At 70.0% G+C, this 21,067-nt stretch carries 19 protein-coding genes and 1 pseudogene; 13 read left to right on the top strand and 7 right to left on the bottom strand.

Annotated elements, in window-relative coordinates; translation table 11 throughout:
• The first annotated feature begins 39 nt into the window (after positions 1-39).
• The 5 genes from AIIKEEIJ_RS27940 (at position 40) to AIIKEEIJ_RS27920 (ending at position 5,582) form a co-directional block, all read left to right on the top strand.
• On the top strand, positions 40-1,353 hold the full coding sequence (locus AIIKEEIJ_RS27940; RefSeq protein ID WP_238406613.1) for a helix-turn-helix domain-containing protein: 1,314 nt from the start codon (positions 40-42) through the stop codon (positions 1,351-1,353).
• A 128-nt stretch (positions 1,354-1,481) separates the two neighbouring features.
• Positions 1,482-2,399: an ACP S-malonyltransferase gene (locus AIIKEEIJ_RS27935; RefSeq protein ID WP_029544298.1), complete on the top strand. Its 918-nt coding sequence runs from the start codon at positions 1,482-1,484 to the stop codon at positions 2,397-2,399.
• Positions 2,400-2,514: 115 nt separating this feature from the next.
• Complete coding sequence (gene acpM / locus AIIKEEIJ_RS27930; RefSeq protein ID WP_006947659.1) at positions 2,515-2,793, top strand: meromycolate extension acyl carrier protein AcpM; 279 nt, start codon at positions 2,515-2,517, stop codon at positions 2,791-2,793.
• Positions 2,794-2,801: 8 nt separating this feature from the next.
• On the top strand, positions 2,802-4,049 hold the full coding sequence (locus AIIKEEIJ_RS27925; protein ID WP_006947657.1) for a KasA/KasB family beta-ketoacyl-ACP synthase: 1,248 nt from the start codon (positions 2,802-2,804) through the stop codon (positions 4,047-4,049).
• A 99-nt stretch (positions 4,050-4,148) separates the two neighbouring features.
• On the top strand, positions 4,149-5,582 hold the full coding sequence (locus AIIKEEIJ_RS27920; protein ID WP_006947656.1) for an acyl-CoA carboxylase subunit beta: 1,434 nt from the start codon (positions 4,149-4,151) through the stop codon (positions 5,580-5,582).
• Between the two features lie 70 nt (positions 5,583-5,652).
• Here AIIKEEIJ_RS27920 and AIIKEEIJ_RS27915 read toward each other — a convergent pair whose 3' ends face one another.
• The 3 genes from AIIKEEIJ_RS27915 to AIIKEEIJ_RS27905 form a co-directional block, all read right to left on the bottom strand.
• Positions 5,653-6,159: a DUF3145 domain-containing protein gene (locus AIIKEEIJ_RS27915; RefSeq protein WP_006947655.1), complete on the bottom strand. Its 507-nt coding sequence runs from the start codon at positions 6,157-6,159 to the stop codon at positions 5,653-5,655.
• Positions 6,160-6,262: 103 nt separating this feature from the next.
• Positions 6,263-7,093, bottom strand: a complete 831-nt coding sequence (locus tag AIIKEEIJ_RS27910; protein WP_161997017.1) for a serine hydrolase domain-containing protein — start codon at positions 7,091-7,093, stop codon at positions 6,263-6,265.
• Positions 7,094-7,130: 37 nt separating this feature from the next.
• Positions 7,131-8,258 (bottom strand): NDMA-dependent alcohol dehydrogenase, encoded by a 1,128-nt coding sequence (locus tag AIIKEEIJ_RS27905; protein ID WP_029544303.1) that lies wholly within the window; start codon positions 8,256-8,258, stop codon positions 7,131-7,133.
• 817 nt (positions 8,259-9,075) lie between these two features.
• Between AIIKEEIJ_RS27905 and AIIKEEIJ_RS27895 the strand changes: the two genes are divergently transcribed.
• Positions 9,076-10,680, top strand: coding sequence for an MBL fold metallo-hydrolase RNA specificity domain-containing protein (locus tag AIIKEEIJ_RS27895; RefSeq protein WP_161997016.1), 1,605 nt, complete (start codon positions 9,076-9,078; stop codon positions 10,678-10,680).
• A 298-nt stretch (positions 10,681-10,978) separates the two neighbouring features.
• Here AIIKEEIJ_RS27895 and AIIKEEIJ_RS27890 read toward each other — a convergent pair whose 3' ends face one another.
• Positions 10,979-11,818, bottom strand: a complete 840-nt coding sequence (locus AIIKEEIJ_RS27890; protein WP_161997015.1) for a methyltransferase domain-containing protein — start codon at positions 11,816-11,818, stop codon at positions 10,979-10,981.
• A 204-nt stretch (positions 11,819-12,022) separates the two neighbouring features.
• Here AIIKEEIJ_RS27890 and AIIKEEIJ_RS27885 point away from each other — a divergent pair, with 204 nt between their 5' ends.
• Entirely contained in the window at positions 12,023-12,658 is a 636-nt protein-coding gene (locus AIIKEEIJ_RS27885) for a sigma-70 family RNA polymerase sigma factor (protein ID WP_161997014.1), read from the top strand.
• A 51-nt stretch (positions 12,659-12,709) separates the two neighbouring features.
• Here AIIKEEIJ_RS27885 and AIIKEEIJ_RS27880 read toward each other — a convergent pair whose 3' ends face one another.
• Positions 12,710-13,174, bottom strand: a complete 465-nt coding sequence (locus AIIKEEIJ_RS27880; RefSeq protein ID WP_065923443.1) for an ArsI/CadI family heavy metal resistance metalloenzyme — start codon at positions 13,172-13,174, stop codon at positions 12,710-12,712.
• 190 nt (positions 13,175-13,364) lie between these two features.
• Here AIIKEEIJ_RS27880 and AIIKEEIJ_RS27875 point away from each other — a divergent pair, with 190 nt between their 5' ends.
• Positions 13,365-14,105: a PIG-L family deacetylase gene (locus tag AIIKEEIJ_RS27875; RefSeq protein WP_161997013.1), complete on the top strand. Its 741-nt coding sequence runs from the start codon at positions 13,365-13,367 to the stop codon at positions 14,103-14,105.
• A 420-nt stretch (positions 14,106-14,525) separates the two neighbouring features.
• On the opposite strand, the gene AIIKEEIJ_RS27870 is transcribed toward AIIKEEIJ_RS27875, so the two are convergent.
• Complete coding sequence (locus AIIKEEIJ_RS27870; protein WP_338021027.1) at positions 14,526-15,926, bottom strand: sensor histidine kinase; 1,401 nt, start codon at positions 15,924-15,926, stop codon at positions 14,526-14,528.
• Entirely contained in the window at positions 15,923-16,603 is a 681-nt protein-coding gene (locus tag AIIKEEIJ_RS27865) for a response regulator transcription factor (RefSeq protein WP_006947639.1), read from the bottom strand. The genes AIIKEEIJ_RS27870 and AIIKEEIJ_RS27865 overlap by 4 nt, the downstream gene beginning before the upstream one ends.
• A gap of 134 nt (positions 16,604-16,737) precedes the next feature.
• Here AIIKEEIJ_RS27865 and AIIKEEIJ_RS27860 point away from each other — a divergent pair, with 134 nt between their 5' ends.
• The 5 genes and pseudogenes from AIIKEEIJ_RS27860 to AIIKEEIJ_RS27840 form a co-directional block, all read left to right on the top strand.
• The gene (locus AIIKEEIJ_RS27860; protein WP_152103958.1) at positions 16,738-17,031 is read left to right on the top strand and encodes a hypothetical protein; all 294 of its coding nucleotides are present in this window, start codon (positions 16,738-16,740) and stop codon (positions 17,029-17,031) included.
• Entirely contained in the window at positions 17,015-17,314 is a 300-nt protein-coding gene (locus AIIKEEIJ_RS27855) for a hypothetical protein (protein ID WP_029544316.1), read from the top strand. The genes AIIKEEIJ_RS27860 and AIIKEEIJ_RS27855 overlap by 17 nt, the downstream gene beginning before the upstream one ends.
• 1 nt (position 17,315) lies before the next feature.
• On the top strand, positions 17,316-18,278 hold the full coding sequence (locus AIIKEEIJ_RS27850; RefSeq protein ID WP_238406612.1) for an FAD:protein FMN transferase: 963 nt from the start codon (positions 17,316-17,318) through the stop codon (positions 18,276-18,278).
• Positions 18,275-19,774, top strand: coding sequence for a 2Fe-2S iron-sulfur cluster-binding protein (locus tag AIIKEEIJ_RS27845; RefSeq protein WP_161997012.1), 1,500 nt, complete (start codon positions 18,275-18,277; stop codon positions 19,772-19,774). Before AIIKEEIJ_RS27850 ends, AIIKEEIJ_RS27845 begins: the two co-directional genes overlap by 4 nt.
• 329 nt (positions 19,775-20,103) lie before the next feature.
• A pseudogene (locus AIIKEEIJ_RS27840) lies at positions 20,104-20,958 on the top strand (glycoside hydrolase family 15 protein); the annotation flags it as partial.
• Between the last annotated feature and the right edge of the window lie 109 nt (positions 20,959-21,067).

The following is a 21,067-nucleotide window of genomic DNA, read 5'->3' as shown; positions in this document are numbered from 1 at the left end:
GACCCGCTCCGCCGCGGGCGACGGGCGTAGTTTCGTCCCATGGTCGCAGAACCCGCAGAGCCGCGTCCGAGGCGGGCACCGGGCGTCCCTACCGGGCGTCCGGTGCCGCCGGCGCGGCCGGAGCGTGATCCCCTGCCCGACGCGCTCCTGCGCCGGGTCAAGCAGTTCTCCGGGCGGCTGTCCACCGAGGCCGTCCACGCCATGCAGGAGCAGTTGCCGTTCTTCGCGGATCTCGACGCGTCGCAGCGGTCCAACGTGCAGCTGATCATCCAGACGGCGGTCGTCGACTTCCTCGAATGGGTGCGCAACCCCGACAGTGATCTGCGGTTCAGCCTGGACGCGTTCCAGGTGATCCCGCAGGATCTGGCACGCCGGCTGACGCTGCGCCAGACCGTGGACATGGTCCGCGCCGCCATGGAGTTCTTCGAGCAGTGGCTGCCCGCGCTGGCGCGCAACGAGCAACAGCTCGTCGCACTGACCGAGGCGACGCTGCGCTACGGCCGGGAACTGGGCTTCGCCGCAGCCTCGGTCTACGCCAGCGCGGCCGAGTCCCGCGGCGCCTGGGACACCCGCCTCGAGGCGCTGGTCGTCGACGCGGTGGTCCGCGGCGACACCGGTTCGGACATGCTCTCGCGCGCCGCGACGCTGAACTGGGATGCGACGGCGCCGGCCACCGTGATCATCGGCACTCCCCCGCCGAACGAGGGTGTGTCGGTCGTGACGACCGTGCACTCGATCGCGCAGCAGCACGGCCGCGCCGCGCTGGCAGTGGTGCAGGGCGAGCGGCTCGTGATGGTGGTCAGCGGGGAGCTGCACGGCAGCATCGAGGCGATGACGTTCCGCTCCGAGCTGATGCGCAGCTTTTCCGACGACCCGGTGGTGATCGGTCCCACCACGCCCACCCTCGCGTCGGCGCACGCGTCCGCGGTCGAGGCGATGGCCGGCATGGAGGCGGTGGCCGGGTGGCGAGGAGCGCCGCGGCCGGTGCACGCCGCGGAACTGCTGCCGGAGCGGGCGCTGCTCGGCGACGCGGGGGCGATCGCCGCGCTCGAGGACGACGTGGTGGCTCCGCTCACCGAGGCGGGTCCGGCGCTGGCCGACACCCTCGACGCATACCTCGACTGTGGGGGTGCTGTCGAGACCTGTGCCCGACAGCTGTTTGTTCATCCAAATACCGTCCGGTACCGGCTCAAGCGGATCACAGAAGTCACCGGCCGCGACCCCACGAATCCCCGTGATGCTTACGTGTTGCGGATAGCCGCCACCGTGGGAAGGCTGGCTCGAAGTCATAACGAATTACGAACTCCAGTCCCACCAGCCTCCCGTTTCACACTGCGCGAACCGGGCACGTAACGGGAGGCGGCGTTCCGTCGATGGTGGACGCCGACGTGCTGTTTTGTGGGAACCCTACAAAACAGCAAGCGAGAGTTCATCCCTACCGACATCTCGCAAGGCCCTGTCCAGGGTGTTCTCTGATCATCGTGATTTCGCTGCTCGCCCCCGGTCAGGGCTCCCAGACACCCGGCATGCTCGCCTCCTGGTTGGAGCAGCCCGGCGCCCGCGATCGCATCCAGCTGTGGTCGAAGGCCTCGGGCCTCGACCTCGAACGCCTCGGCACCACCGCGACGGCCGAGGAGATCACCGACACGGCGGTGACCCAGCCGCTGGTCGTCGCGACGGCGCTGCTGGCCTACGAGGAACTCGAGGCCCGCAACCTCGTCCCGGACGACACGATCGTCGCCGGCCATTCGGTCGGCGAGCTCGCGGCCGCGGCAATCGCCGGGGTCATCAGCGCGGACGAGGCGGTCATGCTCGCCGCCGTCCGCGGTGCCGAGATGGCCCGGGCGTGCGCGATCGAGCCGACCGGGATGTCGGCCGTGCTCGGCGGCAACGAAGAGGACGTGCTCGCCCGGCTGGCCGAACTCGACCTGACGCCGGCCAACATCAACGCGGCCGGCCAGATCGTCGCCGCCGGTCGCCTCACGGCACTCGAGGAGCTCGCGGCGAACGCTCCGGAGAAGGCCCGGATCCGGCCCCTGCCGGTCGCCGGCGCCTTCCACACCGTATTCATGGCCCCGGCCCAGGAAGCCGTCGCCGAGGCCGCGGCGAAGATCGTGCCCAGCGATCCGACCCGCACGCTGCTGTCCAACTCCGACGGGGCACCTGTCACATCCGGAGCGGACGCACTGACCAAGCTTGCCGCGCAGGTCACCCGACCGGTGCGCTGGGACCTGTGCACCGCGACCCTGCGCGCGGCCGAGGTCTCGGCGGTCGTGGAGCTTCCCCCGGCCGGCACCCTGGTCGGCATCGCCAAGCGGGAGATGCGCGGCACGCCGACCACGGCACTCAAGACCCCTGAGGAGATCTCAGCGCTGGCCGAATCGCTCCGCGTCGGCTAGTTTGCTGCGCGCGCGTCGCGCAGTACGGGACCTGCCCTCGACGGGCACCCGGAATCCGGGCGGAATCCGCCACCCGGTCCGATCAGCAAGACGAAACGAAGAAGGGAGCCACAACGTGGCCGCCACCCAGGAAGAAATCATCGCCGGTCTCGCGGAGATCATCGAAGAGGTCACCGGCATCGAGCCCTCCGAGGTGACCGTCGAGAAGTCCTTCGTCGACGACCTCGACATCGACTCCCTGTCCATGGTCGAGATCGCCGTGCAGACCGAGGACAAGTACGGCGTGAAGATCCCCGACGAGGACCTCGCCGGCCTCCGCACCGTCGGTGACGCCGTCGCCTACATCCAGAAGCTCGAGGCCGAGGGCGTCCAGGCCACGAACGACAACGAGTGAGCTCAACCGTGACTTCCGCCTCTCCCCGCACCGGGACATTCCCCAACGTCGTCGTCACCAGCCTCGCGGCCACGACATCGATCGCTGGTGACGTGGATGCCACGTGGAAGGGCCTGCTCGCCGGTGAGAGCGGCATCGATACGCTGACCGGCTTCGTCGACGAGTTCGACCTGCCGGTTCGCATCGGCGGCAAGCTCAAGACCAGCCCCGACGAAACCCTCTCGCGCGTCGAGATCCGCCGGATGAGCTTCGTCGAGCGGCTCGCGCTGGGCCTCGGCCGCACCGTGTGGGAGAACGCGGGCAGCCCGGAGGTCGACCGCGAGCGCCTCGGTGTCGTCATCGGCACCGGTCTCGGTGGCGGCGAAGCGCTCATCGACGCCGTCGACAAGCTGCGCAACGACGGCTACCGCAAGGTGTCCCCGTTCGCCGTGCAGATGGTCATGCCGAACGGCCCGTCGGCGACGGTGGGCCTCGAGCTCGGTGCGAAGGCCGGCGTGCTGACGCCGGTGTCCGCCTGCTCGTCCGGCAACGAGGCCATCGCCCACGCCTACCGGATGATCGCGATGGGCGATGCCGACATCGTCGTCGCCGGTGGCGTCGAGGGTCAGCTCGACGCGGTCGCCACCGCCAGCTTCGCCATGATGCGGGCGCTGAGCACCCGCAACGACGACCCGAGCAGGGCGTCGCGTCCGTTCGACAAGGACCGCGACGGCTTCGTCTTCGGCGAGGCCGGCGCGCTGATGGTGCTCGAGACCGAGGAGCACGCCAAGGCGCGCGGCGCCACCATCCACGCCCGCCTGCTCGGTGCGGGCATCACCTCGGACGGATTCCACATCGTGGCACCCGATCCCGAGGGGACGGGCGCGGCGCGTGCCATGACGAAGGCCATCAATGGCGCCGGCCTGTCGCCGTCCGACATCGGCTTCGTCAACGCGCACGCCACGGCCACACCCATCGGCGACATCGCCGAGGCGAAGGCGATCAATTCCGCGGTCGGCAACCATGCCGCGGTGTATGCACCGAAGGGAGCCCTGGGGCATTCGATCGGTGCGGTCGGCGCGCTCGAAGCGGTCCTGACGGTCCTGAGCCTGCGGGACGGGGTCATCCCGCCCACGCTCAACGTGGACAACCAGGATCCAGAGATCGATCTCGACGTCGTGAAGGGCGAAGCCCGTTACGGCCGGATCGATTTCGCGCTGAACAACTCGTTCGGTTTCGGTGGGCACAACGTTGCGCTCGCGTTCGGCCGGGCCTGACCCGACCGGACTTCGCTCGCCGTCGGGGTGGGGGTCTCGTCACGGGACCCCCACCCCCGGCGCCCATCCCCCGCTCTTGCCTTGCCCGAGGAGAACGCGATGACCGTCCTGGAACCTGCTCAGACGCGCGACGCCGCCGTCGACCCCCGCGATCCGCTCCGGAGGCTCGAGCGACTGTTCGACGCGGGCACCCTGAGCCTGCTGCACCCCCGGGACAAGTCCGGCATGCTCGCCGCGATCGGTTCCATCGACGGCGTCCGGACCGTCGCGTACTGCTCGGACGCCACCGTGATGGGTGGCGCCATGGGCGTGGACGGCTGCAAGCACATCGTCGACGCCATCGACACGGCCCTCGAACAGGACGTCCCGATCGTCGGGCTGTGGCACTCGGGCGGCGCTCGGCTCGCGGAGGGCGTCGACTCCCTTCATGCCGTCGGCCTGATCTTCGAGGCCATGGTCCGCGCTTCCGGCCGGATCCCCCAGATCTCCGTGGTTCTCGGCTTCGCGGCGGGCGGCGCCGCCTACGGCCCCGCACTCACCGACATCGTCATCATGGCGCCCGAGGCCCGCATCTTCGTCACCGGCCCCGACGTGGTGCGCAGCGTCACCGGCGAGCAGGTCGACATGGAATCCCTCGGTGGGCCGGACACCCACACCAAGAAGTCCGGCGTCGCCCACATCGCCGCCCACGACGAGGACGACGCCCTGCACCGGGCCCGTCGCCTCGTGTCGATGCTCGCCGAGCAGGGCGAGTTCGACCTCGACGCCGCCCGTCGCGGCGACACCGACCTGCGGGCGCTGCTGCCCGAATCCCCCCGCCGCGCCTACGATGTCCGCCCGATCGTGCACGAGCTGCTCGACAACGTCGAGGGCGAGTCCACCTTCGAGGAACTGCAGGCCGGATGGGCCCGGAGCGTCGTCACCGGCTTCGGCCGGCTCGGCGGACGCACGGTCGGCGTCATCGCGAACAATCCGCTGCGTCTCGGCGGCTGCCTGGACTCCGTCAGCGCGGAGAAGTCCGCGCGTTTCGTGCGCCTGTGCAACGCCTTCGGCGTTCCCCTCGTCGTCATCGTCGACGTGCCCGGCTACCTGCCCGGCGTGAGCCAGGAGTGGGAAGGCGTGGTCCGTCGCGGAGCCAAGCTGCTGCACGCATTCGCCGAGTGCGAGGTGCCCCGCGTGACGCTGGTGACCCGGAAGATCTACGGCGGCGCCTACATCGCGATGAACTCGCGGGCACTGGGCGCGACCGCCGTGTTCGCCTGGCCGGACGCCGAGGTCGCCGTGATGGGCGCCAAGGCGGCGGTGGGCATCCTGCACAAGCGGGCCCTGGCCGCGGCGCCGGAGGAGGAGCGGGAGGCACTGCACGACCGTCTCGCCGCCGAGCACGAGGCCATCGCCGGCGGCGTGGGCCGGGCGATGTCGATCGGCGTCGTCGACGAACTGATCGACCCGGCGACGACCCGCAGCACCCTCGCCCAGGCGCTGGCCGCGGCTCCCGCGCGCCGCGGCCGCCACAAGAACATCCCGCTGTAGGCGGCTGCGCCGCCGGTGCGTCTTTCGGGTTGCCCCAGCAGCCCAAAGGACGCACCGGCCGCGCAGCGGCCTACCCCACGTTCCGGCGCAACCAGGTCACCTCGGCGCCCTCGCCGCCGCTGCGGTAGGGCTCGAGCGCCTCGTCCCAGGCCGTTCCCAGCACCCGGGTCAGTTCCTCCTCGATGTTGCCGCCGGCGAGCAGCGCCCGCAGCCGCATCTCTCCGACCACGACGTCCCCGTTCGCGCTCGTGTTGCCGCGCCACAGCCCCAGTCCCGGCACATGGCTGTAGCGCTCGCCGTCGACGCCGTCGCTGGGGTCCTCGGTGATCTCGAAGCGGATCATCGGCCACACCCGGAGGGCGTCGACGAGGCGTGCGGCGGTCCCCACGGGACCCGCCCAGTTCACAGTCGTGCGCAGTTGTCCGACGTCGACCGGTTGACCGATCCAGGTGAGATCCGGACGGCAATCGAGGGTGGCGGCCAGTGCCCATTCGATATGCGGGCAGACCGCAGCAGGCGACGAGTGGATGTAGACCACCCCGGTCGTCGCATCCGCGAACTGGTTCGACGCGCGCACTACACACCTCCACTTCGACGAGGGACGTCTTCCCCAACGGCCTGACATCGAAGCGGTCGCGCATGGCGACAGGGGACAGTCTGCCTGTGTTACTCCTGTTTCGCTAGGGAACGGATGAGGAATTTGAGAATTCGGTGAGTACGTCGTCCGCGAGGGCCGGCCACCGCGGCTTGGCCCAGTCACCGAAAGCCCTGTCGGTCAGCGCGACACACGCGATCTCCGCGCGGGGATCGACCCACAGGAATGTACCGGATTGGCCGAAGTGCCCGTACGTTTCGGGCGAATTGGCCGAACCGGTCCAGTGCGGGTTCTTCCGGCCGCGGATCTCGAACCCGAGCCCCCAGTCGTTGGGCTTGTGCATGCCGTATCCGGGCACGATCCCGTCGAGCCCCGGGAACTGCACCCGGGTCGCCTCCGCGAGAGTCTGCGCGGACACCAGGCGGGGCGCGAGCAGCTCCGCGGCGAAGTGCGTCAGGTCGGCGAGCGACGACTGTCCCCCGTGCCCGGCGGGTCCCGGCAGCGACGATTCCCGCATGCCGAGCGGCTCGAAGACGGCCTGGGTGAGGTATTCGGGGAACGGGATGCCGGTCTCACCCGCGACGAGCTCCGCGAGGATCTCGAAGCCCGCGCTCGAGTAGATCCGTCTGCGCCCGGGCTCGGCCTGCGCCCGGCGTTCGTCGAAGGCGAGTCCCGACGCGTGTGCCAGCAGATGGCGGACGGTGGATCCCGCCGGACCGGCGGGCTGATCGAGCTCGACCGCACCCTCCTCCACGGCGACGAGAACCGCGTAGGCGACGAGCGGCTTGGTGACCGACGCGAGACGGTAGAGCCGCAACTGGTCGCCGTGCCCGGCGACGACACCGCCGCCGCGGGTGAGAACCGCGGCGGCGGCGTGGTCGACGGGCCAGTCGGAGATCGCGTCCAGGCTGTTCACGTACCCAGCCTAGAAGACGGCGCAGGCTACCGCGCGATCACCGATCGGCGTCGGTGTACTTGATGACGCCGCGGATGTTCTTCCCGTCGAGCATGTCCTGGTAGCCGTCGTTGATCTGTTCGAGGGTGTAGGTGCGGGTGACCATGTCCGCGAGGTTGAGCTGTCCGGACTTGTACATCGCCAGCAGGTTGGGGATGTCGACCCGCGCGTTGCAGCCGCCGAAGATGTTGCCCTGCAGATCCTTCTGCAGCATCGCGAACAGGAACGCGTTCAGCTTCACGTCCATGTCCGTCATGTGCCCCATCGCGGTGACCACGCAGCGGCCGTTCTTCGCCGTCAGCTGCAGGGCCTCCTCGACGTATTCGCCGCGCATCTCGCCCACGGTGATGATCGTCTTGTCCGCCATGCGGCCCCAGGTGGTCTCCATGATCGGCATGAGCGCCTCGGCCATCGACGCGTAGGCGTGCGTCGCGCCGAACTTCAGGGCCTGCTCCCGCTTCCACGGCACGGGGTCGATCGCGAAGATCTGCCGCGCCCCGGATGCGACGGCGCCCTGCAGCGCGCTCATCCCCACACCCCCGATGCCGATGACGGCGACAGCCTCACCGGGCTTGACGTCTGCGACGTGGGTGGCCGACCCCCAGCCGGTGGGCACGCCGCAGCCGACGAGGGCGGCCAGCTCGAACGGGATGTCCTTGTCGATCTTGACGACCTGGGTCTGGTTGACCGTCATGTAGGGCGCGAAGGTACCGAGCAGGCACATCGGGATCACGTTCTGGCCGCGCGCCTGGATCCGGTAGGTGCCGTCGGAGATGGCCATGCCGCTGAGCAGGCCGGCGCCGAGGTCGCACAGGTTCGAGTGGCCGGTGGCGCACGACGGGCAGCGGCCACAGGCCGGAATGAAGGACAGGACGACGTGATCGCCGACTTCGAGGCCCACGACTCCCTCGCCGACCTTGGTGATGACACCGGACCCCTCGTGGCCACCCATCGCCGGGAAGGACGGCATGGGCGTCGCTCCCGTGACGATGTGGTGGTCCGAGTGGCACATGCCCGCCGCCTCCATGCGGATCTGCACCTCACCCGCGACCGGGTCGCCGATCTCGATTTCCTCCACCGACCACGGCTCGTTGAGACCCCACAGGATCGCGCCCTTGGTCTTCATCTGCATCGCCCTCCGTCACAGTGCGTGTGTACGCATGTGACCATAGCCACAAGACGGCGAAATTGGAACAGGTTCTATGTGTGGCGCGCTGCCGGGTCCCCGCCCGGTCCCGGGTGGGGACTCCGCATGGACACGGCAGCCGAAAGCCGGACCGCCCCCAGGGCTCTGCCCACCGTCACCGAACCCTCCCCGCCGGCCGGGGCAAACCGGACCGACCGCGCGAACAGGACTCGGACCAGGGTGAATCGCAGGGTGAAGCTCGGGAACCGCGTAACCCTCGGCCGTCCGGCAGCGGTGTAGACGGCATGAACGTGATCGCGTCGCTGCTCGTCGCGTGGGTGGCCGTTGCTGCGGTGGTTGCCACGATTGTCGGGGCAGCGATCGCCCTCAGAGCCGAGCACCGGTCGCCGCGGTCCGCCCCGCGGCGGACGAACGGGCCACGGCGGTCACCGCACCGTGCGGCACGCGGCGAGCGACTCCGCACCGGCGTGTGCGCGAACTCGCGGGACTGACGCGACGAACACCCCCGCCCCGTCTGCTCGAGGCGGGGGCGTCCGGTATGCGGTGACGCCGAGCGTCGGGGTGCCCGGCGCCACCACGATGTCCATCGACCGGCCGCCGGCGGACGTAACGGCCGACGAGGGTGATAGCCGGGGTGATATTCACGGCCCGGGGTGACGCCGTGGGTGAAGACCTCCGGGCCCGACCGGCGCCGCCGAGTCCGCGAGATTTCCAAGCAGGGCTGCCCGACCCGGATGTTCGGATAGCTTGGCTGTCGTACCTGCAATTTCGGCGGGCGATTCCGTAGGAGCTGCGCGTGAGGCAACATCCGACTCTCGTCTTCCACGGTGCCGCGAAGACGGTGACCGGCTCGTGCATGGAGGTCGCCCTCGGCGACACACGGATCCTGGTGGACTGTGGCCTGTTCCAGGGCTCACGCAGCCTCGAGGAGCTGAACCACGGCAACTTCGCGTTCGCGCCGCAGGAGATCGACGCCGTCGTCCTCACCCATGCCCACATCGATCATTGCGGCCTGTTGCCCAAGCTGGTGGCGCAGGGTTTCGACGGACCGATCTTCTGCACCGGCCAGAGCGCCGACCTGCTGGAATTCATGCTCGCCGATGCCGGGCGCATCCAGGAATTCGAGGCCGAGCGGCGAAACCGGCGGCGCGATCGCACGCGCGAGAAGCGGTTCGTCCCGCTCTACACCGAGGAGGATGCGCTCGCCGCGTGGGGGCAGACCCGTGCGGTCGCACTCGAGGAGTGGTTCGAGCCCGCCGCGGGCTTTCGTGCGCGACTGTGGAACGCGGGGCACATCCTGGGTGCCGCATCGGCGGAGATCGAGGCGGGGGGCGTGCGCCTGCTCTTTTCCGGCGACCTCGGCCCCGCGCAGAAGGCGTTCCACCCCGATCCCGAGGGCCCATCCGGATCGGACCATGTCGTCTGCGAATCCACCTACGGCAATCGGACTCGGGTGCGGATGACGATCGACCAGCGACGCGACCTGCTCGAAGAGGAGATCCACCGGGCCGTCGGGCACGGCGGCAATCTCGTCATCCCCGCCTTTGCGCTGGAACGGACGCAGGAGCTGCTGCTCGACATCGCACACCTCGCCGACGAGAACCGCATCCCCGCGGTGCCGGTGTTCGTCGACTCACCGCTCGCCAACCGCGCCACCTCGGTGTTCGCCGAGCATGCGGGCGAGCTCGAGGACCTCGAGGGGAAGGACATCTTCCGCCATCCCGCGATCCACTACGTCGACGACGCTGCCGTCTCCAAGCGGATCAACGACATGTCGGGCGCGATCATCATCGCCGCCTCGGGCATGTGCGAGGCGGGACGCATCCGTCATCACCTGAAGCACAATCTCCACCGCCGGGATTCGACGATCCTGTTCGTCGGTTTCCAGGCGCAGGGCTCGCTGGGCCGCGTGATCCTCGACGGCGCGAAGCGCGTCCGCATCTCGGGTCAGGACATCGACGTGCGAGCGCAGATCCGCCGGATCGACAGCTACTCCGCCCATGCCGATCAGACCGAACTGCTGGACTGGATCAAGGCGCGCAGCCCCGTGTCGGGCAGCCTGTTCCTCGCGCACGGCGAACCGGAGGCAGTCGCTGCGCTGGCCGAACTGGTGCGGGAGGTCGACCCTTCGCTGTCGATCATCACCCCGGCGATGGGGGAAGGCTACCTGTTGGCGGCCGGCACCCCGGCCACGCGAATACACCCCGCCCGCGCGGATATGCCACGCCTGACCGGCCGCGATTGGCAGAACGACTACGCCGAACTTGCGGTGAGCCTCAAACAGCAGCTCGCGCGCATCGCGGATGCCGGCTCGCGCCGGAAGGCCATCGCCGAGATCCACGAGATCCTGGACAGCTACACGGACGTCCGCGACGCGGGGCGGCGGACGAAACGGGGTTGAACCGAGCCCGAAGCGAGAGCCACATCGCCGACGGTCGCCCGAATTGCACCGATCGGGACCTTATGCCCTACCCGAATGGGCCGTTCTACTTCACATCGCCCCGCAGGCCGAATACGCTCGGATCCGGCCGCTATCCCCCCTGCACAGTGGCCCTGCCCCGCCGGCGACGACGCGCGAAGCCGGCGGGGCTTCGCTTTCTCCCTTCGGCACCCCTGCTGCTTCTCCCCTTCGGCACTACTGCCGCGGCCGCACGAGGTCGGCGTGGCGCTGCGGTGAACGCCCGCGCCGACCGGGCCGGCTACCTCTTGCGGGCGGTGAGCAGCAGGTACTCGGCGTCGTACGCGGTCCGGCCGGGCTGCCCGGCCCGGTTCCAGTCGGTGAGGAACTGCAGGAACTTCCGGTCGAGATCTGCGGTCCGGTCGGGGTCCACGGCGTTGAACCGGTACACCGCGATCGTCGGACCGTAGTTGTGCTTCCAGTACTCGCGGAACTCGGTCGGATCCGCGCTGTGGTCCATCACCACGATTCGGCGATCCATGCTCAGGTCGGTAATCCGATCGCCGAACAACTCCCGGACGTGCTGCTCGTCGCCCCACAGCGGGGGCGGCGAAGCGCCGGGCGGCGGTGGCGGCGCATACGGGGCCATGAGCCGGAACAGCTGACCGATGAAGCCCTCCGGCGTCCAGTTGATCATCGCGATCGTCCCGCCCGGCCGGCACACGCGGAGCAGCTCGTCGGCGACGGCCTGGTGGTGGGGTGCGAACATCGCCCCCACGCTCGAGAGCACGACGTCGAAGCTGCCGTCGGGGAACGGCAGGGCCTCGGCGTCCGCTTCCACCCACTCGAGGTCCACGCCCCGCTCGGCCGCGGCTGTGCGGCCCGCGACGAACAACTCCGGCGTCAGGTCGGCGGCGGTGACGATCGCGCCCCGTTCGGCGGCCGGGATGGCAGCGTTGCCGGATCCGGCGCCCACATCGAGCACCCGCCGGCCCGCCGTCACCCCGGCCGCGGCGACGAGCGTCGGGCCGAACGTCGGGATCAGGTCGGCCGCGACCGCCGGATAGTTCCCGGCCGCCCACAGTGCCCGGTGCTTGGCCTTCAGCGGCCGGTCGGCGTCACGTTCCACGGTGCCGGTCATGGTTACTCCTTCGTCCGGTGTTGCGGGACCGTGCCCCGCACTGGCATCCACACAGACGTCACCGCCACCGCGGGGACGCACACCCGACCCGGACGGGGCGTGCCGGCACCGGCGACTTCGGCAGGGGACCTGCGTCCTTTCGCCGGTACCGTCGTCTGTGAGGGACACCGCCCGTACAGCGCCCCTTTCCCGGAGGACCAGACCATGACCAGGGCATCGACCAGTTCCGCGGCCGGCGCGGACGCCGTGACCACCGAAGCCATGACCACCGAAGCCGTCTGGCGCGAGTTCGGTGCGCAGCTCCGCGCCTTCGTGCACCGGCGGATCGCGGATCCGGACCGCGCCGACGACGTGCTCGGCGAGATCCTGCTGCGCGTCCACAAGAACCTCGGCCGTGTCGAGGACCGCGAGCACCTGATCCGGTGGGTGTATCGGATCGCCCGCAGCGCGATCATCGACGACTACCGCCGGGCCGCCCGGGATCGGGACCGGCTCGCGCCGCTCACCGGCGATGCACCCGACCAGGCCGGGCAGGAGTGGGACGACGACGCGGCGACCACGCTGCGGGAGCTGGCCACCTGCCTGCGCCCGCTGCTCGAGGGGCTCCCCCCCGAGCAGCGCCGAGCCGTCGAGCTGACCGACCTCGAAGGACTGACCCAGGCCGACGCCGCCGCCCTCGAAGGCGTATCCGTGTCCGGAATGAAGTCCCGCGTCCAACGCGGCCGGCGGAAGCTGGCCGAGCTGCTCGGACGGTGTTGCGCGCTGACCCTCGATGCCCACGGGATGCCGATGGACTACACCGCCCCCACCGACTGCCGCTGCGCCGGCAGCCCCCGCTGATCCGGCGCGCCCGGTGTGCCGTCGCAGGACGGCCCACCGGGGCGAGTGCTGTCAGCCGCAGCAGGCACCCGCGACCGGGCTGTCCTCACTCGCGCACGCAACCGCACACGCCGAGCCCGTCAGCCCGTCCGGGTTGGCGGGGTTGTCGTCGGTGACGGCGTAGTACTCCCACCACCCGTTGGGCACGTCCGGCGCGTCGACGAACACCTTGTCCTGCACGGCATGGCAGCACAGATCCTGCTCGGCCACCGTGGCGGTCAGACCGGCGGCGCGGAACCGGGCCAGCGCTCCGGACACCTCCTCGGAGCCGGCCGCCTCGATCCCCAGGTGGTTCAGGCGTTCGCGCGCACCGGGATTCTCGATCAGCACCAGCTTCAGCGGGGGATCCTCGATCGCGAAGTTGGCGTACCCGGGGCGCTGTTTGTGCGGGGACACCCCGAACAGCGCGGTGTAGAACTCGGTCGCCGCGGTGATGTCCTCGACGTTGAGAGCGAGCTGGACTCGGGTAGCAGGCATGGTGGTCACTCCTCGAAATCGGGACACCGGCCGGGAATCCACCGCGGATTCTCGTCACCGTGTGTCCTCCCTACTGACGACTGCCGCCCCCGACGGACGCACCCATCGGCACCCGCGCCCCGAGGATGCGTCCCTCGCGCCGCTGCAACGTCGGAAAGAAGACCCAGCCACTGTCACGAAAGGTGCCGTCATGAACACCACTTTGGCCCCGCTGCCCGAGAACTGGAACCGCGCAATGGCCGTCGTCGCCCATCCCGACGACCTCGAGTACGGCGCCGCCGGCGCCATCGCCCGCTGGACCCGGTCGGGCAAGTCGGTGGCCTATGTCATCGCCACCGACGGCGAGGCCGGCATCGACGGCCGTACTCCCGCCGAGGCGGCACCGCTGCGACGCCGCGAGCAACTCGACGCCGCCGCCGTGGTCGGCGTCGAGGACGTGACGTTCCTCGGATACCGCGACGGTGTCGTCGAATACGGACTCGGCCTGCGCCGCGCCATAGCCCGCGAGATCCGGCGGTTCCGTCCGGAGGTGTTGATCACCGCCACATACGAGCCGACCTACGGCCTGAACGGTGGTCGGATCATCAACCAGGCCGACCACCGCGCCGTGGGCGTCGCGGTGCTCGACGCCGCGCGCGACGCCGGCAACCGCTGGATCTTCCCCGAGCTGCTCGACGAGAACCTGCCACCGTGGGACGAGGTCGGCCTCGTGTACCTCATGGGCGCGAACCAGCCTTCGCACGCCGTCGACGTCACCGAGAGCCTCGACGCCGGTATCGAGTCACTGCGCGCCCACCGGTCCTATCTGGACGGACTGGGCCGGGACTTCGATCCCGCGGCATTCCTGCACGAGTTCACCGCGGCGGCCGGAGCGCGCATCGGCGTGCAGCATGCCGTCGCCTTCCAGCAGATCCGGCTCCAGGGAGTGTGACGGTCGAAATCCCGGAGGGTCCGCCGGCACCTGCGCCGCCACCGTCCACGTTTCGTCCGGCCCGAGCGCCCGGTGCCGACTTCCGGGCCGGGAAAACGGCGGGCCGGTCGGGCCCAAATTCGCGACCGAATCGATTATGAGGCAAGCGAATTCAGGCTTTTCCCGGCGGGCACCGAACCATCCAGGCAGGCCGGTAGGACTGGGTGGACGGCAGTGGTGAGAAACGGGCGGCACCGATTCCGATGTCCGGTTTCGATGTGGATGGTGGGAAACCGGTGGGATTTCGAACGCTCTCGCCCATCGCCGCCACGGAGCACTGCTCCGCTGTCACCGACAGCTACCGGCACGGTGGTGCGAGGGTGTGCACACGCGTTCTTCGTCGATGCACGTGGTCCCTGCGGGGTCGGTGGTGCAGTTCTGCTAACGGCACGCGGGCGCACGAAACCGGACATGGGCATCGAGGCCCCCGTTCGGGGTGCGAGGTAGCAGCTCGGCGGTGGCTCCGCTGGCACGGGCAAGTTGCGCGACGATGGCCAGGCCCAGTCCGCTGCCTTCGGTGTCGGTGCGGGCGCGCCAGAACCGATCGAAGGCCCGGAGGCAGTCCTGCGGGGACAGGCCGGGGCCCTGGTCCAGGACGTGCAAGTCGACGACATCGGCGGCGGCGACCGGGGCGACGGTGACCTCGATGGTGGAGCCGGGGTCGGACACTGCCAGGGCGTTGTCGAGGAGGTTGTCGATGATCTGCTCGGCGGCGCCGGGCACGGCGAACGTGGGCGCGGCCGTGGGTGCTGTCACGGTGAGCCGGACGTCGGATTCGTCGGCGAGCGGTGCCCATTGTTCGACGCGCGTGCGCGCGATCTCGGCCAGGTCGATCTGCTGGGGTGCGGTGCCGGCGTCGTCGGCGCGGCTGAGCACCAGGAGTGCATCGATGATGTGCTGTAGCCGCAGGGCCTCGTCCTGGGCCGAGGCGAGGGTGCTGCGGGCAGCATCGGGATCGGACTCGACGAGGTCGGCTGCGCTGTCGAGGCGCAGGCGCAGGGCGGTCAACGGGGTGCGCAACTGGTGGGAGGCATCGCCGGCGAACGCGCGTTGCTGGCGCAGCAGGTACTCGAGCCGGTCGGCCATCCGGTTGAACGAGCGAGCCAGGCTGCGGATCTCCGGCGCCCCGGCGTGCTCGGGGGTGCGTGCCGCCAGGTCGCCTTCGGCGAGTTGTTCGGTGGTGCGGCGCAGCTGCTGCAAACGACGGGTGACGGGGCCGGCGATGAGGACGGCCACGATTCCGGCCAGGAGCACGGTGATGCCGGCGACGAGCCAGAGCATGCGTAGTTGCCGGTGGACCTGGTCGGTCACCACCTGGGCTGGGTAGGTCAGCCGCACAGCGCCGACGACGCTCTCGCCGCTGAGAACCGGGACCGTCACGTACAGCAGGTCCGTGCCGAGACTGTCCGAACGGCGTTGGCCCGAGGTGATCTGTCCCGACAGTGCCGCACTGATCTCTGGGCGGGACAGATAGGAGGCGCCGGCGCTGGATTGGTCGTCGTCGGAGGTCAGCACGGCGGTGCCGTCGGCGTCGACGATCACCACCCGGGCGCCGCTGGCACGGTGATAGCGCCGGGTGTCGGCGGCCAGTGCCGGATCGATTCCGGTCCTGGCTTCGAGAGTGTCCTCGCTGCGGCCGGCGAGCAAGAACGCGTCCCGCTCGAGGGAGGTGGTGATGCGTTCGCGTTCGACCTGCATCAGGTAGTTGCCGAGCGGGACGTCCTGTACTACCACCACGACGAAGGTGACGGCCATGAACGCGGCCATCAACCGCCATCTCACGGACGATCCCCGAGCCGGAAGCCGACCCCGCGGACTGCTTCGATCCAGCAGGGGTCGCCGAGCTTCTTACGGAGGGCGGCCACATGGGCATCGACGGTCTTGGTGGTGCCGTACCAGTTGGCACCCCACACCTGGTGCAGGATGTCCGAGCGCCGGTACACCGCACCGGGATCCTCGGACAGGTAGCTGAGCAGATCGAATTCCTTCGGCGTCAGGTGGATCTCTCGTTCCTTCAGGTGCACCCGTCGAGTACGGCGGTCGAGGGTCAGGCCCCCGATCGTGCGGATGCCGGTGTGCTCGTGGGCTGTCTCCCCGGGTGCGCCGACCCGCCGTCCGACGGCGCGGATACGGGCGATGAGTTCGCGCATTCCGAACGGTTTGACCACGTAGTCGTCGGCGCCCAATTCCAATGCCAGGACCCGGTCGATTTCCTCCCCGCGGGCGCTGAGCACGATGATCGGAATCGGCGACCGGGCGCGAATGGTGCGACAGACGTCGGTGCCGTCCATGTCCGGTAGCCCCAGATCGAGCAGGACGAACTCCGGGCCCGACTCGGAAACCGCCGCGACGGCATCGGCGCCGGTAGCCACCCACCGGGCGTCGAACCCCGCTCGGGTCAACCCGTCGCACACCCCGGCGGCGACGGATTCGTCGTCTTCGACCACGAGCACCTGCATGCCCCGAATTATCGGCTCGCACCGAGCCGGGCGTCGATCCGACCACCGCCGGGGGACGAACCCTCGAGTGATCTTGGACGAATCTTGGATCTTTGCGGGACCATCCTTCGCCGATCCGTCCCTACGGTGAAGACATGAGATCGAAAGTGGCGGTGGCTGTTGCCGTGCTATTTGTCCTGGCGATCGGAGCAGCCGCCCTGGCCGTCAACACCCGGATCCTGAGCACCTCCTCGAACAGTGACATCGGACGCGCGAACGAGGTACTCGTCCCCAGCAGTCCCACTTCCGGGGCACCGAGCATCTCCGCCCCGACTCCGGCAACGACCCCCACGTCGACCCGCACGGCGGTACCGACGCGCGAACACGAACCGCCGTCGAGCGAGGATCACGAGGAGCCGGACAGGACCGAGCATGAACCCGACGACTGACCCGCGCCTGTCGGGGCGGTCGCCGGCGCATCGGTCCAAGATCACCGCCTCGATCCTGTCCGGCGGTGCCGTGCTCGCCATCGTGTCCGCCATGGCCGCCAATGCCCCCGATCGCTTCGCCGACTCCGGCGCCGACCCCGGCCAGGTCGGCGGGGCCGCTTCCTCGACCGCTGCCACCGGCGGCGTGTCCGATCGAGCGGACACGGCCGCAGTGCCCGCGCCGGCTCCCGGCCGCAGCGCCGCGACTGCTCCACACGGCGTCTCCCGCGGATCAGGCGGCTGAGATGGCTTCTCCTCCGCATGCCGGCGCGGCCGGCGCCCGAGCCGGCAGCGAGGCGACGACGACGCGGGCCGTCCGGCAGGACCGTCGCCCCGCTATGGGCGGCACCGCGGCGATCACGGTGGTCGGCGGGCCACCGGGTCTCGTCGACGACTGCTTCGCATTGCTGGACGAACTCGAACAGGCGTGGAGCCGGTTCCTCGACACCAGCGACGTCTGGCGGCTGAACTGGGCGCAGGGGCGACCGGTGCAGGTCCGCTCCTGCACCGTCCGCCTGGTGCACGAACTGATCCGCGCTTGGGCGCTGACCGACGGCGCCTTCGACCCGACCACGCTGCCGCAGCTGGTCGCCGCCGGCTACGCCACCAGCAGCACCGACCCGACCCGGACTACCATGCTGCCCGACACCGCCACCTGGCCGGGATCCATGACCGACATCGACATCGACGGTCCTCTCGTGCGGCTTTCTGTCGGCACCACCCTCGACCCCGGGGGGCTCGGCAAAGGACTGGCCTCCGACATGCTCACCGAGTTCGTCCTCGACCGCGGCGCCGACGGCGTCCTCGTCGAAGTCGGCGGAGACCTCGTCGTCGCCGGAGCCGCGCCCGACGGCGGCGCCTGGACCATCGGCATCGAGGACCCTTTCACCGGTGAGCTGCTGACCGTCGTGCGGTTGACGCGTGGGGCCGTGGCCACCTCGAGCCGCCTGGTGCGCATGTGGACCGGCGCCACCGGTCCTGCCCACCACCTGATCGACCCGGCCACCGGCGTCAGCGCTGTCACCTCGACGGTGACCGCCACCGTCGTCGCCGGCAGCGGCGCACGGGCCGAGGCCTTGACCAAGCTCGCCTTCGTCCGAGAACCCGAGGCCCTGCTGGGGCAGGTCCCGCGTCTCGGCGGTGCCGCCCTGGTGCTGTCCGCCGACCGGCGACAACGGCGTTCCGTGAACTGGAGCGATTTCGAATGAGCGATCTGCACCTGTGGTGGTACGTCACCCGCGCCAGCGCCCTCGTCGCCTGGGTCACCCTGACCGTCGCGGTGCTGTGGGGAGTGCTGCTGTCGACGCGAATCCCGCAGACGGTCGCCAACCCGGCGTGGTTGCAGGATCTGCATCGCTGGCTCGGTGGCACCGCCCTGATCATGACCGGCCTGCACATGTTCTCACTCGTGCTCGACTCGTGGTCCCGGTTCTCCCTCACCGACGTGCTCGTCCCGCTCTCCGCCGGCTACCGGCCCTGGCCGGTAGCCCTGGGCGTCGTGGCGTTCTATCTCCTGCTCGCCGTCTACGGGTCCTCGCTGCTCCGGGCACGCATGTCGCCGCGGTGGTGGAAGCGCCTGCACTACGGCAGCTATGCCGCAGTGGTGCTCGTGACGTTCCACGCCGGATGGTCCGGCACCGACGCCGGCGCCTGGGGATATCGACTTGTCGCGTTGATCCTGGTGGTCTCGACGATGGTGGCCGTGCTGACGCGTGTTCTGACCGGTGGCGGTCGGCCCCCCGCGTCCCGTCGGACACCGCGGCGGCCGCGGTCGGCACCACAGCCGATGACCGTAGGCGCTACGCATCTGCTGGCCTCCGGCATCGTCGGCATCGACCTGACCGCCCGCGACGGGGGCGAGCTGCCCGTGTGGACACCCGGATCGCATGTGACCGTGCACCTGCCCCACGGCCTCCAGCGCAGTTACTCGCTGTGCTGCGACCCCGCCGACCGCACCCGATACCGGATCGCGGTGCACCGGGCGCCGCACTCCCGCGGTGGCAGTTCCTGGTTGCACGCCAGCGCCCGCCCCGGCACGGTCCTGTACGTCGGCCCGCCGGAGAACCACTTTCCGCTCGAACCTGCACACGACTATCTCTTCCTGGCCGGGGGCATCGGGATCACCCCGATCAAGGCAATGATCGAATCGCTGCCGGCGCACCGCCGATGGCGGCTGATCTACCTCGGTCGCAGCCGAGCCACCATGGCGTTCTGCGAGGAACTCGAGCAGCGATGGCCGCAGAACGTGAGTATCCATGCCCACGACGAAACCGGCAGCCGCCTCGACCTTGCCCCCATCCTCGCCGCCGCCACCGCCGGCGCGGTGTACTGCTGCGGCCCCGCGGCGATGACCGCCGAGGTCGTCGCCCGGGTATCGCCCGAACGCCTGCACATCGAACGGTTCACCGCGGCACCGGGACAGTCCCCTGGTCCGCGTCGGCCGATCGATGTCACCTGCAGCCGCAGCAATCGTCACGTGCACGTGTCGGAGAGCCAGTCCGTGCTCGAAGCGCTCGAGCACGCTCGTGTACCGGTAATGGCCTCGTGCCGGGAGGGCGTGTGCGGGGCGTGCGAGACTCGGGTATTGGCCGGCGAGGTCGAGCATCTCGACGCGGTGCCGCACACCCCGGGCAAGGATCGGCTCGGGGTCATGTATCCGTGCATCTCCCGCGCCCACAGCCCCACTCTGGTCCTGGATTTGTGACGCGCCCGGCCGGGCGTCACGGTTGCCAAGGTCAGCCGTCGCCATTCCATCCCGGATCCGGTGGCAACGATCGGCCTCACCGGCGCGGGGGGTTGCACGGAGAGTACCGAGCGCCACCCACCCCGGCGATCATCGCCGGCAGCATCTTTCGATGATCGGCTCGCCGGCGTGTACCGCCACCAGGTCGACCGATCCCGCCCGCCGGTTCTGTCGGGCTCGGCATACTGGACGGGCACAGCGCGCCCCGGTCGGCGGCGCCGCGGCCACGGTCGGGCATCGTGCGCACCGGCAGGGGCCGTGGGCCGGAACATCGGGAAGGTCGACGGGTGATGCAACAGCGCATCGAGGACTACGCGTTGATCGGTGATCTGCACACCGCCGCGCTGGTGGGCCGGGACGGCTCGATCGACTGGTTGTGCCTGCCCCGGTTCGATTCCCCGGCGTGTTTCGCGGCGCTGCTCGGTGACGACGAGGCCGGACGATGGCTGCTCGCCCCCACCGACGGCGGTCTGTGCACCCGGCGGGCGTACCGCCGCGACACTCTCGTCCTGGACACCGAGTGGGTCACCGCCACCGGGACGGTGCGGGTCACCGACTGCATGCCGGTGCGGGCCGAGGCCGCCGACGTCGTCCGAGTCGTCGAAGGCCTGGCCGGGTCGGTGCGGATGAACACCGAGCTGCGGCTGCGGTTCGACTACGGTCACGTCGTCCCGTGGGTGCGCCGCGTGCCCGGATCCCTGACCGCGGTCGCCGGGCCGGATGCGGCCTGGCTGCGCACCCCGGTGCCGTTGCACGGCCACGACATGAGAACCACCGCGCAGTTCGAGGTCCGCGCCGGCGAGAGCGTCCCGTTCGTGCTGACCTATGCCTTGTCCTACGGGCACACCCCCCGCCCGCTCGACGCCCTGCAGGCGATCGCCGACACCCAGGCGTACTGGACGGAGTGGATCGAGCGGTGCGACTACACCGGTGAGTACCCCGAGGCCGTGCACCGTTCCCTGATCACGCTCGAGGCCTTGACCTACCGGCCGACCGGGGGGATTCTGGCCGCGGCCACCACCTCGCTGCCCGAGCAGATCGGCGGCAGCCGCAACTGGGACTACCGGTACTGCTGGCTGCGGGACGCCACCTTCACCCTGCAGGCCCTTCTCGGCTGCGGATTCGTCGCCGAAGCCCGGGCCTGGCGGAACTGGCTGGTGCGGGCGGTGGCCGGGAATCCGGCGGACCTGCAGATGATGTACCGGTAGTCCCAGTTGCGGCTGCCGCCGATCTGCTCGGGCAGCGAGGTGGTGG

The sequence above is a fragment of the Rhodococcus sp. YH1 genome (assembly GCF_009939605.1).
Lineage (GTDB): Bacteria > Actinomycetota > Actinomycetes > Mycobacteriales > Mycobacteriaceae > Rhodococcus > Rhodococcus aetherivorans.
Note: the sequence above shows the minus strand (reverse complement) of the source record. Positions and strands in the feature narration are given on the sequence as shown.